Origin of the sequence: Gardnerella vaginalis, from assembly GCF_040427915.1 — a bacterium.
Classification (GTDB): domain Bacteria; phylum Actinomycetota; class Actinomycetes; order Actinomycetales; family Bifidobacteriaceae; genus Bifidobacterium; species Bifidobacterium vaginale_C.
This window is the reverse complement of record NZ_JBETXJ010000002.1, coordinates 16,035-30,464: the sequence shown is the minus strand read 5'-3', so window position 1 is coordinate 30,464 and position 14,430 is coordinate 16,035. Positions and strand designations below refer to the sequence as shown.

Below are 14,430 nucleotides of genomic sequence, written 5' to 3'. Positions count from 1 at the left end.
TTTAATATAACACAAGGAGTTCGTACCTATGCGCACAGCAGAAATTGCAAAGCGTTATCTTGACTACTTTGGTAATCATGGTCATATGGTCGTGCCTTCAGCATCGCTGATTTCACCAAATCCAACGACGCTTTTCACGATTGCAGGCATGGTTCCATTCATACCTTATCTTTTGGGAGAGCAAACGCCTCCTTCTCGCAGAATGACGTCTAACCAGAAGTGCGTGCGTACTCTTGATATTGACGAAGTCGGAAAGACTACTCGTCACGGCACGTTCTTCCAGATGGTTGGTAACTTCTCGTTTGGTGATTATTTCAAGGAAGAAGCGATTCACTACGCTTGGGAGCTTTTAACAACTCCGCAAGATAAGGGCGGATACGGATTTGACCCTGAAAAGCTTTGGGTAACTACTTATACCGACGATGATGAAGCTCGTGCAATTTGGAAGAACGAGGGCTTCGACCCAGAGCACATGCAAGTTTTCGGTATGGAAGATAACTTCTGGACTACTGGTGGTCCTGGTCCTGGCGGCCCATGCTCCGAAATCTACGTTGATCGCGGTCCTGAATACGGTAAGGATGGCGGTCCTGCTGCTGACGAATCTCGTTTTATTGAGATTTGGGATTTGGTTTTCGAAAACTTCCAGGTAGATAACGTAAAGTCCAAGACTGATTTGCATATTGTTGGTGAGCTTGACCAGAAGAATATTGATACTGGCGCTGGTTTGGAGCGTTTGGCTTACCTTATGCAGGGTAAGGAAAATATTTACGAAACAGACGAAGTTTATCCAGTTATTGAAGCTGCAGAAAAGCTTAGCGGTGTAAAGTACGGCGATAATAATGATGCTGACGTGCGTTTCCGCGTTGTAGCAGATCACGTACGTTCCGCTTTGATGATTATGAGCGATGGTGTGCGTCCAAGTAACGTTGGACGCGGATACGTGCTTCGTCGTCTTCTTCGCAGAACTGTTCGCGCAATGCGCATGCTCGGCGTTCAGGACCCAGTTCTTCCAACCTTGTTCCCAGTTTCTAAGGCTGCAATGGAACCAAGCTACCCAGAGCTTAACAACACTTTCCACGAGGTTAGCGAAGCTGCATATGGTGAAGAAGACGCGTTCCGCAGAACTCTTGAAAAGGGCACAACTATTCTTGACTTGGCTGTTGAAAAAGCTAAGAAAGAACACAAGGATGACCCTATTGTTGGTGGTTCCGACGCATTTACTTTGCATGATACTTACGGCTTCCCAATCGAGTTGACTCTTGAGATGGCTGCTGAGCAGGGTGTTAAGGTTGATGAAGCTAAGTTCCGTGAGCTTATGAGCGAGCAGAAAGGTCGCGCTCGCGCTGATGCTTTGAAGAAGCGTCACAATGTGGACGTTAGCGTTTACGACGACATTAAGAAGGAGCTTGAAAAGCCAATCGACTTCCTCGGCTACACTGACTTCTCAAGCCGTTCAAACGTTTTAGCAATTGTTGAAGCAGGTAAGGGCTCTGTTAAAAGCGTTACCGCTCCTGCAAACGTTGAAGTTATTCTCGATCGCACGCCATTCTATGCTGAGCGCGGCGGTCAGATTGCTGATCAGGGTGAGATCATTTCTGATGACGGCGCAATTCTGGAAGTTGACGATGTTCAGCGTCCAATTAAGGATTTGATTGTTCATAGCTGCCGACTTACTGAAGGTACTTTGAGTGTTGGAGCTCCAGTGAACACGAATATTGATCAGGTTCGTAGGGCTGCTTTGGCTCGAAGCCACACTGCTACGCATACTCTTCACAAGGCTTTGCGCGAAGAGCTTGGTCCACAGGCAACTCAGCGCGGTTCTGTAGTTGATCCAGATCGTTTGCGCTTTGACTTCCAGTGGCCAAAGGCTGTTGATAAGGATGCGCTACTCCGTGTAGAAGCTCGCGTAAACGAGCGCATTCGTGACGATTTGCAGGTTGTTCCAAAGGAAATGCCAATCGATGACGCTTTCAAGCTTGGAGCAATGCACTTGTTCGGCGAAAAGTACGGCGATATTGTGCGCGTTGTTGAGATTGGCGACGGTTGGAGCCGCGAGCTTTGCGGCGGTACTCACGCTAAGAGCACTGGCAAGATTGGTATGGTAACCATTCTTTCCGAGTCTTCCATTGGTTCTGGTGTACGCCGTATTGATGCATTGTGCGGCGAAGAGGCGTATGAATATGGTGCTCGTGAGCACGCTTTGGTGGCGCAACTTGCTGGCATGGTTAATGCACGCCCAGATGAGTTAGCTGAGCGCTTGGAGTCCTTACTCAACAAGATGAAGGATTCAGACCGCAAGCTTTCTTCGGTGTATGAGGCTCAGCTTAACGATGCTGTTCCAGAATTGGTTGAGGCGGCTAAACAAAGTGGCGCAACGGTTAAGCTTGCTGTAAAGAATGTTGGCAACTTTGGTTCCTTCGATGCCTTGCGCAAAACAACACTGGATGTTCGTTCTCGCTTAGGTGAGGATGCTCCTGTGATTGTGGCGCTGTGTGGCGTGAATGAGGAGGATCGTGCAATGGTGGCGGTGGCGACTAACGACGCCGCGCGTGGTCTAGGTGCCAAGGCTGGCGATCTTGTGCGTACTGCTTCCAAGGTGCTTGGTGGCGGTGGCGGCGGCAAGCCAGACTTCGCTCAAGGCGGCGGAACTGATGCTTCTAAGATTGACGAAGCATTGGATGCTGTTAAAGCGCAAGTTGCTCAGCTTGCTTAGCGTGCTGCTATCAGCTTAAATAAAACGATGTAATCTTTACCAAAAGCGGCACAAAGAATGGTGTGGTTAGGTATTGATTTAGGTGATGCAAGGGTCGGAACAGCTCTTTCCGACCCTGAGCTCACTTTCGCTCATCCTGCTGGGAATGTTCAATCCTATGGTGATTCGTTTAATGCGATTGAAGATGTTTTAAACATTATCGAAGATAATAGTGTTAGCCGTGTTGTAATAGGTCTTCCTTTGCAATTAGATGGAACTGAAGGAAAATCTGCTAAAAAAGCGCGTCGTTGGGGTGCTAATTTAGTCAAAAGAATGAAGTCGCTTTTTGATTATGGAGATTGGTCTCTCGATTTTATTCCAGAAGTTGTTTGGAAAGATGAGAGACTAACAACTGTTACGGCGCATAAACAACTGTTAGATGCAGATTTTTCGACAAGAAAGCATCGTCCTATGGTTGATCAGCAGTCAGCAGTGTTAATTTTGCAATCTGCGATTGACGATTATAAGAATGATTGCAAAAATAATTAAAGCAGCCAATAGCTACGACAATATTGTGAAACAATGTTATCCTGAAATAATGTCACTGTGAAATAGTAACCAGCAATCCAAGCGGGAGGAAGCGTTTAATGACTGAGAATATCGACGATTTTTTCGATCAAAACGCTAAGTGGAGTCACGAAACTCATAATCCACCTGTGCCTCCAAAATCGCGCAAAGATTTAAAAGCACAAAAAAGACGTAAAAGCAAGAGAAAACGTATAATAGCGTTTATTCTTACGCTAATTTTTGCAATACTATTTGTTCTTGGATATGGATTATACAGGGTTGCGGTTTACATAAAAACCAACAATCAGTCTACGATTATGGACGATTGGCCAGGACCTGGAAGCGGATTTGTTGAGTTTACGATTGAGCCAGGTCAAGGATCTGTAGAAGTTGGGAACAATCTTGTTAAAGCGCAAGTTGTAAAGTCACAGTCCACTTTTTCTAATATTGTTGCTGCGAACAACAAGATTTTATACCCAGGAATTTATGCACTTAAAAAGCATATGAACTCAATTGATGTTGTAAATATTCTTTCAGATCAAAGTAAAGCAGGCGGATTCTTAGACGTTAAAGCAGGAGAACGATCAACAGACGTTATTCGTAAGGCTGCACAAATCTCTGGAATTGACATTACTCAATTTAAAGAAATTGAGAACGCAGGCGGAATGGGAGTTTTGCCTCCAGAAGCGGGCGGAAGCTTTGAAGGATGGTTGGAGCCTGGAGTTTACAACGTAAAATCCATGAAATCTGCTACTAAAATACTTGCCAAAATGGTAGATAAGCGTATTCAGAAACTCGATTCATTGGGAGTTCCTAAAGGAAAACTGCGTCAAGATATTCTCAAAATTGCGTCTATTGCGGAAGCAGAAGTAAATAATCGTGAATACTATGGTAAAGTTTCGCGCGTAATATTAAACCGTTTAGCTAAAGACATGCCTTTGGGAATGGACACTACGGTTGCTTACGGTATTGGAATTAAGGCAATTAACCTTACGCAAGCACAATTAGATGATGCGAGTAATCCATACAACACTAGGATTCACAAAGGATTGCCGCCTACTCCTATAAGTATTCCTGGAGATAATGCTATTCTGGCTTCTCTTAATCCAGAAAAAGGATCATGGATTTATTTTGTTACCACTAACTTAAAGACTGGCGAAACTAAGTTTGCGGATAACTACGATGATTTCTTGAAGATTCGCGACGAGTATAAGCGTTCCAACGAAAACGCCAACTAGCGCGACGACCTACCTTCGCGCTTAGACCGCGCGAACGATTCCCCTTATTTGTTGTTGCGCGAGGTTTGAGTATTTCTCTCCTCGCAAGTCCCGTCGCTACGCTCCTCTTTTATTGCTCGTATAGAAATACATCAAACCTTCTGAATATCTAAAACTTTTGCGTATCTTTAATCACCGAGATTCTCGATTTTTCTTGCTCTCTCGGCGAGTCACCATCTAGCGACGCTGAGGCTCACCTCGTTCGCGGCGAAAAATCTCGAATCTCTACCATACTTGGTGCAATCTGCATAACCACACAAGCCTTTAACCACATTGAGTGAAATTTGTTGCAATGCAATTTTCGCTTATTTAGCATAATCAAATGAGTCAGTTTATTGTTACTTGTTTATTTGCAACACCAACGCTTATATGCATGATTGCAGTGTGCGTAACGGATTTAATCAGCCGCGTTGTTCCTAGACTTTGGATTGTACTAGCTGCTTTTGCGCAATCTGCCGCAAACCTTATTTTTTCGATGATTACTTTTCATAATGTTAATTTTCTTTTACGTGGCTGGCTTTTTGCAGTATCAGTTTTTGCATTCTACGTTTTGGTGCAAAAACTTTGCGTGCGCGGAGCACTTGGATTTGGCGACGTTACGTGCGCTTCTATGATTGCTCAAGCTTTGGCGCTATTTGGATTTGATTGCATAATCTACTGGTTTGCATTAGTTGGAATATTTGGATTAATTTGGATTTTAGTGTGGAAAATCTGCTCTAAAGTCTGCTTGCGATTTTTCCGCGTGCATCTTGTTCAAAATGAACAAAATAAAATCCCGTTCGTACCCGTATTAGCTGCATCTGCAATCATCGCTGTTATGCTTTGAACTTTTTGCTGCGATTTTATAGCGTTAAGTCAGGTGGAGATTCGAGATTTTTCGCCGCAAGCGAGGCGAGCCTCAGCGCCGAAGGTGGTGACTCGCCGAGAGAGCAAGAAAAATCGAGAATCTCGGTGATGAAAGCCACGCAATTGTTCAAGTATGTAAGAGGGCTGGGTAATTCTTGGTCGAACAGTATAAGAGCGGCAGCCGATACCAAATAATCCAAATGATTAACCACTACAAACAAACTTCAACCAAAAAAATAAAATCAAAGCCAAATCGGAACAAACGCAACAACAGACTACACGTAAGAGGCGGAGCGTTGTGAGACAAGAATTACCCAGCCCTCGCGCAACGCTAAATAGGAAAGCATGCAACAAATTTCACTCAATGTGGTTAAAGGCTTTTTGCGATTTATTTCGTAGATTATTAGCAATACTTAGTTGTTAGTAAAATAAAGAATTTAGAATCGAGTATTGATTTAAAATAAAGTACAGTATTAAGTGCAAGAAGTATAACAATAAATATGACGCACAACGCGATTGGAGAAGGCATGCTTAGATGGCAAACGGCAGGGGAGTCGCATGGTGAAGCGCTGGTGGCAATGATTGAAGGCGTGCCAGCGGGAGTTAAGATTACTAGCGCGGACATTGTTTCGGCTCTTGCGCGCAGGCGTCTTGGTTACGGTCGCGGCGCGCGAATGAAGTTTGAGCAAGATAAAGTGCGTTTGCTTACGGGCGTTCGTCATGGTGTTACTCTTGGATCGCCAATTGCTATAGAAATCGCAAATAGTGAGTGGCCAAAGTGGGTGGAAGTTATGAGCGCCGACCCGCTAGACCATGATTTAAGTGCGGAAGGTCGTAACGCGCCGCTTTCTAGGCCTCGCCCAGGGCATGCGGATTTAACAGGCATGCGTAAGTATGGTTTTAGTGATGCTCGCGAGGTTTTGGAGCGTTCGAGTGCCAGGGAAACGGCTTCTCGCGTGGCTTTAGGCGCTGTGGCTGATGCGTTTTTGCAGCAGGCATTGGGTGTGCGAACAGTTGCGCATGTTATTGGAATCGGCGGCGAATATATAAACAAAAGTTTACCCCTACCAACTCCAGATGATGTTGATGTGCTGGATGCTTCGCCAGTTCGCACTCTCGATAAAGATGCCGAAGCTCGCATGGTTGCTCGCATTGATGAAGCAAAAGCAAATGCAGATACGCTTGGCGGCGTAGTAGAGGTTTTGGCATACGGCATGCCTGCTGGAGTTGGAACGTATGTAGAGTCGGATCGCCGTTTGGATGCGGCGCTAGCTGCTGCGCTTATGGGAATCCAAGCTATTAAAGGCGTGGAAATTGGAGACGGTTTCGAAGAAGCAAATCGCCCTGGCTCGGTTGCTCACGACGAGATCGTAACAGGCGAAGATGGCAAAATCACGCGCCTTAGCAATCGTGCTGGTGGCATTGAAGGTGGAATGTCAAATGGTGAGACGATTCGTGTGCGCGCTGCAATGAAGCCGATTCCGTCCATTCCTCGCGCTTTGCACACTGTAGATGTGCTTACTGGCGAGCCAGCTCAAGCGATTAATCAGCGCTCCGATTTTACGGCAGTTCCAGCTGCTTCCGTAGTTGCAGAGGCAATGGTTCGGTTAACACTTGCGAAGTATGCGTTAGAAAAGTTCGGCGGAGATTCGCTAGAAGAAACCGCTAAAAATGCTAGAAATTACGTTCAATCTTGGAAAGAGCATATGAGATGAGCGAAGAAGATTCCTTGCATGATTCCTTACTAGATTCGCTTCGAGATTCTTTGAAAGACATTTCGCAAGATGTATCGCAAAGTCAAATCCCGTTAGCTGTCATAATTGGTATGCCTGCAGCTGGAAAAACGCGTGTTGGCAAGGAATTAGCGCATATTTTGAATGTTCCTTTTATAGACACAGACGATTTGATTGAGCAAAAAATCAATATGCCGATTAGTCAATATTTTAAAGCTTTTGGCGAAGAGTCTTTTAGAGATATTGAAGCTCAAATTGTTAGAGATGCTATTTTCCCAGATTCTAATTTAGTTAAAGATTCTGATTCTTCAAAAGCTTGCGACTTTTCTGAACCTCAAACTCTCTCACAATCCGCCCCAATAGTCGCCCTAGGTGGCGGTGCTCCAATGCGTAAGGAGACGCAAGGTGTCTTAAGAAAATATACAAAGCTAGGCGGTCGTGTTGTGTATTTGCAAGTAAATGCAAGTGATGCAATTGAGCGCGTAAGCTGGAATTCTAATCGTCCTATGTTAAGCGGCGAAGATGGCGCAAAACGATGGATGGATTTGTTTGATAAGCGTGATCCTGTGTTTTGCAAAGTGGCGAATTTGCATGCTCGTGTTTACAATTTGACGCCAAAACCTGCCGCAAGAAAGTTGAAGAATATGATTATGCAACGAATAGTGCATGTAACTGGTAAAGGTATTGAAGATTATAATGTTCATATTGGCGCAGGTGCCATGAGCCTTTTGCCGCAACTACTTGGAAAAGAGCCTGTTCGAGTAGCTTTGATCCACACTCAGCCTGTGCAAAGACATAGCGATAAAGCAAGAACCATTTTGCGCGCTGCTGGCTACGATGTTTTCGACATTCTTATTCCAGATGCTGAGGCTGGTAAAACTGTTAAGGTTGCGGATTCTATTTGGGAACGTCTTGGAAACGCTGGTTTTACGCGTTCTGACGCGATTGTTGGTTTGGGTGGTGGAGCAGCCACGGATTTGGCTGGATTTGTTGCTTCTACTTGGATGCGTGGAATCCGTTATGTTAATTGCCCAACTTCGCTTCTTGCTATGGTTGATGCTTCGACTGGCGGTAAAACTGGTGTAAATACTGCGTTTGGTAAGAATTTGGTTGGTAGTTTTTACACTCCTGCTGGCGTTTTGGCAGATACTTGCGCGTTTTCTACTCTTCCTAACGATATTTTTGTTGAAGGACTTGGAGAAGTTGCAAAATCAGGGTTTATTGGCGATTCTAGCATCTTAAAAATTCTGGAAAATCCTCAAAATGCTAGCAAGTTGCGCTCTGTTGATGGTCCTTCTATTTTAGACGATGCAGATTTAAATAATATGGTTTGCGATTTGATAGAAAAAAGCGTGCGCGTTAAGGCATACCACGTTTCTAACGACTTAAAAGAGAAGGGTTTGCGCGAGTTTTTGAACTACGGTCACACTCTTGGGCATGCGATTGAACAAATTGAGCATTTTTCTTGGCGCCACGGAAACGCGGTTGCTGTTGGAATGGTTTTTGTTGCGAGCCTTGCGCAAATTTTGGGCTATTTAAGTCCAGAAGACGTTGAGTATCATCGTTCACTTTTGAAATCACTTGGATTGCCAATATCTTGGAATGGCGGCGGCAGCAGTGACGATGCTTTTAATAAGGTTCTTGATTTGATGCATAAAGATAAAAAAGCTAGAGGCAACACCTTACGATTTGTTGTTTTAGACGGGATTGGAAACCCGATTCACTTAGATAATCCGCCGCTGGAGGCGATTCGAGATGCGTTTAATAAGATTAGAGGTTAGAAAATGGTAGATGCAGAAAATGCTATAAACATCCGTAAAGTTTTAGTAGTGAATGGTCCAAATTTGGGGCGGTTAGGTGTTCGTCAGCCAGACGTTTATGGTAGTCAAGATTTTGAAACGTTGTGCGCGCTTTGCAAAAAGTGGGGGCAAGAGCTTAATCTACAGGTAGAAGTACGCCAAAGCGACGACGAAGCGCAAATGGTTCATTGGATGCACGAAGCTGCTGATGCTCATATGCCAGTAGTTATGAATCCTGCTGCTTTTACGCACTACAGTTATGCGCTCGCGGATGCTGCGCACATGGTTTTGGATGCTGGAGTGCCACTAATGGAAGTGCATATTTCTAATCCTTCTGCCCGCGATTCTTTCCGGAAAATAAGCGTGATTAGTCCTGTTGCAACTGGAACTATTACAGGCATGGGATTGTACGGTTATAAGCTTGCGCTCGAGGCTGTTGCTCATTTGATTTGACTTTGATTTGACTTTTCAATTATTCTTCCGAGTCGAGGCTCGAAGATACTATGGAGTTCCATGGTTAGAAGAAAACATGGTAACTCTCAGGAGCATATTACAAAGCATATTTTTGTCACTGGTGGCGTTGTTTCGTCCCTCGGAAAAGGTCTTACTGCATCTTCATTAGGCAGACTTTTGCGTAGTCGTGGTCTTCACGTTTTACAACAAAAACTCGATCCTTATATCAATGTTGACCCAGGTACAATGAACCCATTCCAACATGGTGAGGTTTATGTTACAGAAGACGGCGCAGAAACAGATCTTGATATTGGTCATTACGAGCGATTCCTCGATGTTTTCTTAAGTCAAAAAGCGAATGTTACAACTGGTCAGATTTATCAGTCTGTGCTTCGTAAGGAGCGTGCTGGCGAATATTTGGGTCAGTGCGTGCAGGTTATTCCGCATATTACTGGCGAAATTAAGTCGCGTATGCGCGCGCAGGCTAGCGACGATGTAGACGTGATTATTACGGAAATCGGTGGAACGGTTGGCGATATTGAGTCCCAGCCATTTTTGGAGGCTGCTCGCGAAGTTCGTCGCGATTTAGGTCCTGAAAACTGCATGTTTGTGCACGTTTCTTTGGTGCCTTATATAGCCGCAGCTCACGAATTAAAGACTAAGCCAACTCAGCATTCTGTGATGATGCTTCGCTCTCTTGGTATTTCTCCAGACGCGCTTGTTTTGCGTTCGGATCGTCCGCTTAATCAAGGCATTAAAGACAAGATTTCGCTTATGTGCGATGTTGATGCTGAAGGCGTTGTGAACTGCGTTGACGCTCCAAGCATTTACGATGTGCCGAAGATTTTGTTCAACGAGGGCTTGGATGCTTACGTTGTGCGTGAGCTTGAGCTTCCATTCCACGATGTTGATTGGAACGAGTGGGAAGATTTGCTTGAGCGCGTTCATCATCCAAAGCATGAGCTAAACATTGCGATTGTTGGCAAGTACATTGATTTGCCGGATGCATATCTTTCCGTTACCGAGGCTATTAAGGCTGGCGGTTTTGCAAACTGGGCTAAGGTTAACGTGCGCTGGGTTGCTGCTGACAAGTGCGAAACTCAAGAAGGTGCGGCTGCGGCTCTTGATCAAATGGATGGAATGGTTATTCCAGGCGGCTTCGGTATTCGCGGTATTGAAGGTAAGATCGGCGCTTTGCGTTACGCTCGCGAGCATGGTTTGCCAACGCTTGGTCTTTGCCTTGGCTTGCAATCTATGGTTATTGAGTACGCTCGTCACGTTCTTGGACTTGAGGATGCTAATTCCACTGAGTTCGAGAAGGATTGTGGCGATCCGGTAATCGCGACTATGGAAGAGCAGAAGGATATTGTGGACGGTAAGGGAGATATGGGTCATACAATGCGACTTGGTTCTTACCCTGCAACGCTTGAAGAAGGCTCGATTGTTGCTGAGCTTTACGGTACTACGCATGTTACTGAGCGTCATCGTCACCGTTATGAAGTGAATGTGGCGTATAAGGATCGTTTGCGCGAAGCTGGCTTGCGTATTAGTGGTCAAAGCCCAGATGGTAATTTGACTGAGTTTGTGGAGCTTCCAAAGGAAGTTCACCCATTCTACGTGGCAACTCAGGCTCATCCAGAGTTTAAGTCTCGTCCAACTAAGCCTCATCCACTGTTTGCTGGATTGGTTGCGGCTGCTCTTGAACATCAGGCTAGCGAGTCTAAGTAGTATTTACCAATAGGTGAAAATATAATAAAAATATTTTAAAAATAATTTCAATATTTATTTGATTTTATTTATTAAGTGGTGTAAACTCGTGCATTTGGGTGCGAATTTACACCACTTTTATTTTGTTTAATATTTGAATGTCTTGTTGAATATTTTGCATCGTTTAACATGATTGTTACATATTTCTAGTGCAAATTTACATTTTTGTAATATCGTCGTAGATTTAAAAGGCTTGGCAAAATACCATATAAAATACGATTTAATCCCATAATTTTATATAGCAATAGTTATTTTTATGATTAATAGACAAAATAACTGTAAATTTTACATTTAGACTTTTAGCTTGCGTTGTTTAATAAAATCCGTATGATTGAATTTTAATCAACGAAGAGGCCTCCTTATTGGCTTTGCAAAGAATCCATCTGGCAATAAATACTAGGTGGATTTTATTTATTAAGCCTGTAAAAGCCTGTAAAGCTTGTAATGAGACTTTTTCGTGATAATTAATGGAATCCTGCCATACCCAACGTTAGGAGAAAACATATGAAGAATAAGGCATTACTTTTTGCCGCAGCTGCTTGCTCGGTTGCTATGCTGCTCGGTGGATGCGGTTCTTCTGCTTCGAAGACCGCTCAAACAAATGGTGGCAAGGTTGTTATTACCGTAAACGACTCCGAGCCTCAGAACGAGCTTGTTCCAGGAAATATTAACGAAAATGCTGGCGCCCGTCCTGCTGTGCTGGTCAACTCCACGTTGGTCACTTTTGACGAAAAGGGCAATACAGTAAACGAAGATGCCGAGAGCGTAACTCCAAACGCTGATGCAACTCAGTACACTGTTAAGCTTAAGAAAGATAAGAAGTTTAGTGACGGCACACCAATCACCGCAGAAAGCTTCACCAAGGCTTGGAGCTTCGTAGCAAACGCTAAGAATGCTCAGAAGTGCGCTTCCTTCTTCCAGACAATTAAGGGCTACGAAGACTTGCAGAAGAATGACACTAAGGGCGACGAGCAGCTTTCTGGCTTGAAGGTTGTAGACAAGTACACCTTTACTGTCGATTTGAACCAGCCAGATTCTGTGTTTGCTATTAAGGTTGGTTACCTTGCATTTGCTCCTCTTCCAGAATCCTTCTACAAGAATCCAAAGGCTTATGGCGAAAAGCCAGTTTCTTCTGGTCCATACCTCTTTAAGTCCTGGGATCACAACAAGCAGATTGAAGTTGTAAAGAACCCAGATTACGATGGCCCACGTAAGGCTCAGAATGATGGTGTTACCTTCAAGATTTACACCGATGGAACCGCTGCTTACCGCGATGTTCAGTCTGGCAATCTTGATATGACCGATAACATTCCAGATACTGAAACCAAGACTTTCCAAAAGGACACCACTGTTAAGGCATACAACCGTCCAGGTTCTGTAATCCAGCAGTTCGGTATTCCTGCAAAATTGCCACACTTCGATGTAACTACCGAAGAAGGCCGCTTGCGTCGTCAAGCTGTTTCTATGGCAATCGACCGTGAAACCATCATCAAGAAGGTTCTTAATAGTACTGCATCTCCTGCAAATGAGTTCACTTCTCCTTTGACTCCAGGCTACAAGGCTGATCTTAAGGGACACGAAAACCTTAAGTTTAACGCAGAAAAGGCTAAGGAACTTTGGGCAAAGGCAGACAAGATCTCTAAGTATGATGGTCCTCTTACCTTTACTTACAACGCTGATGGTAATGCTAAGTCTGTGTTCGATGCAGTTGTAAACTCCCTCAAGAACCATCTTGGTATCAATGCTGAAACCACTCCAGTTCCAACATTCCAAGAGTTCCGTAACGCATGCGAACAGCGTCAGATTAAGGGTGCATGGCGTGCAGGCTGGATGCCAGATTACCCAAGCCCAGAAAACTACTTGACTCAGGAATTTGCTTCTGTTGCTGCAGATGGAAATGGCTCCAACGAAGCTGATTACAAGAATTCTAAGTTTGATGATTTGCTTAAGAAGGCTGCTTCTTCTCAGCCAGCTGAGGCAACTAAGCTTTATCAGCAAGCTAACGAGATTCTTCTTGAGGATCTTCCATACATCCCACTGTTCTACTCGAACGCTAAGGCTGTTATGGTTCCAACCTTGAAGGGCTTTGTAATGGATTGGCAGAATATGCCACTTTACTACAAGCTCCACAAGTAAAGATCTAAGATCGAAGATCAAGTAGCTATAGTAAAAAATAAATCATAATTAAATAGCATGTAAAAACGTGCTGCTGCCTTCGAATGGCGAATAAAATTGCAAAATTCTATCGCTATTCGAGGCAGCACTTTGTGTTTTTACTTGGGTTGGGTTAAATCAATATGCAAGCCACAAAAGTTGGGTGTGTGCTCTGCGAATTTTTAAGTAATTATATAAGGAGAAACCAATGGGTAAATATGTTCTGCGTCGTGTTCTGCAGATGATTCCTGTGGTTCTCGGCACAACATTGTTGGTGTACGCTTTGGTGTTTGCTTTGCCTGGAGACCCAGTAAAAGCAATGTTTGGAGATAAGCCAATTAACCATGCGGTTGAAGCGCAGATTCGTGCCGAGTATAACTTGGATAAGCCATTTATTATTCAGTATTTGCTGTTTTTGAAAAATGCTTTGACTCTTGATTTCGGTCATACTTTTGCTGGTCAGCCAGTAATTGACGAAATTGGTCGCGCATTTCCAGTAACCATTAAGCTTGCGTTGATGGCGTTTGCCTTTGAAGCCTTGTTCGGCGTAGCTTTTGGTATAATCTCTGGCTTAAAGAAAGGGAAGTGGTATGACAGTGTAATTCTGGTTGTATCACTTCTTCTTATTTCTGTGCCAACATTTGTCACTGGCTTTATTGGACAATACGTGTTTGGTGTTAAGTGGCATATTATGCCTGTTACAGCAAGCAATAATCCTGGATTCTATGATCTTCTTCTTCCTGCAATAGTTCTTGGATCCGTGTCAATGGCGTATATTATTCGACTTACAAGGTCGGAAGTTTCGTCAAACATATCTCTCGATTATGTTCGAACGGCTCGCGCAAAGGGCTTAAAAGAAAGCTCTGTTATTGTTCGACATATTTTGCGCAATTCGCTTATTCCTGTTGTTACATTCTTAGGTCAGGATTTGGGCGCTCTTATGGGCGGCGCTATGATTTCCGAAACAATCTTCAACATTCATGGCGTTGGATTCCTTACGTATCAGGGAATACTAAAAGGAGAAGGAAACCTTGTTGTTTCTATAGTTACGCTTCTTATGTTGATATTTGTAGTCAGCAATCTTCTTGTTGACATGTTGTACGCGGCTCTAGATCCGCGCATTCGCTACGCGTAAGGAGAGC

At 44.1% G+C, this 14,430-nt stretch carries 10 protein-coding genes; all 10 read left to right on the top strand.

Going from position 1 to position 14,430, the window contains the following annotated elements; all coding sequences use genetic code 11:
- Positions 1–28: 28 nt before the first annotated feature.
- The 10 genes from alaS to ABVC65_RS00135 all read left to right on the top strand — a co-directional run bounded on the left by alaS (position 29) and on the right by ABVC65_RS00135 (position 14,423).
- On the top strand, positions 29–2,713 hold the full coding sequence (alaS, locus tag ABVC65_RS00180; protein ID WP_353582295.1) for an alanine--tRNA ligase: 2,685 nt from the start codon (positions 29–31) through the stop codon (positions 2,711–2,713).
- A 57-nt stretch (positions 2,714–2,770) separates the two neighbouring features.
- Positions 2,771–3,241 carry a Holliday junction resolvase RuvX gene (gene ruvX / locus ABVC65_RS00175; RefSeq protein ID WP_004123649.1) on the top strand — a complete coding sequence of 157 codons (471 nt, stop codon included), beginning with the start codon at positions 2,771–2,773 and terminating at the stop codon, positions 3,239–3,241.
- A 98-nt stretch (positions 3,242–3,339) separates the two neighbouring features.
- The gene (gene mltG, locus ABVC65_RS00170) at positions 3,340–4,497 is read left to right on the top strand and encodes an endolytic transglycosylase MltG (RefSeq protein WP_353582294.1); all 1,158 of its coding nucleotides are present in this window, start codon (positions 3,340–3,342) and stop codon (positions 4,495–4,497) included.
- 361 nt (positions 4,498–4,858) lie between these two features.
- Positions 4,859–5,362 carry a peptidase A24 gene (locus tag ABVC65_RS00165; protein WP_353582293.1) on the top strand — a complete coding sequence of 168 codons (504 nt, stop codon included), beginning with the start codon at positions 4,859–4,861 and terminating at the stop codon, positions 5,360–5,362.
- 547 nt (positions 5,363–5,909) lie between these two features.
- Positions 5,910–7,097 (top strand): chorismate synthase, encoded by a 1,188-nt coding sequence (gene aroC / locus ABVC65_RS00160; RefSeq protein ID WP_353582901.1) that lies wholly within the window; start codon positions 5,910–5,912, stop codon positions 7,095–7,097.
- A complete protein-coding gene (locus ABVC65_RS00155; protein WP_353582292.1) occupies positions 7,094–8,896 on the top strand; it encodes a bifunctional shikimate kinase/3-dehydroquinate synthase in 1,803 nt (600 codons plus the stop codon). Before aroC ends, ABVC65_RS00155 begins: the two co-directional genes overlap by 4 nt.
- A 3-nt stretch (positions 8,897–8,899) precedes the next feature.
- Positions 8,900–9,367 carry a type II 3-dehydroquinate dehydratase gene (gene aroQ, locus ABVC65_RS00150; RefSeq protein WP_353582291.1) on the top strand — a complete coding sequence of 156 codons (468 nt, stop codon included), beginning with the start codon at positions 8,900–8,902 and terminating at the stop codon, positions 9,365–9,367.
- A 60-nt stretch (positions 9,368–9,427) separates the two neighbouring features.
- Entirely contained in the window at positions 9,428–11,095 is a 1,668-nt protein-coding gene (locus ABVC65_RS00145) for a CTP synthase (RefSeq protein ID WP_065189675.1), read from the top strand.
- A gap of 543 nt (positions 11,096–11,638) precedes the next feature.
- A complete protein-coding gene (locus ABVC65_RS00140; RefSeq protein WP_353582290.1) occupies positions 11,639–13,270 on the top strand; it encodes a peptide ABC transporter substrate-binding protein in 1,632 nt (543 codons plus the stop codon).
- A gap of 226 nt (positions 13,271–13,496) precedes the next feature.
- Positions 13,497–14,423, top strand: coding sequence for an ABC transporter permease (locus ABVC65_RS00135; RefSeq protein WP_004121041.1), 927 nt, complete (start codon positions 13,497–13,499; stop codon positions 14,421–14,423).
- Positions 14,424–14,430: the final 7 nt, after the last annotated feature.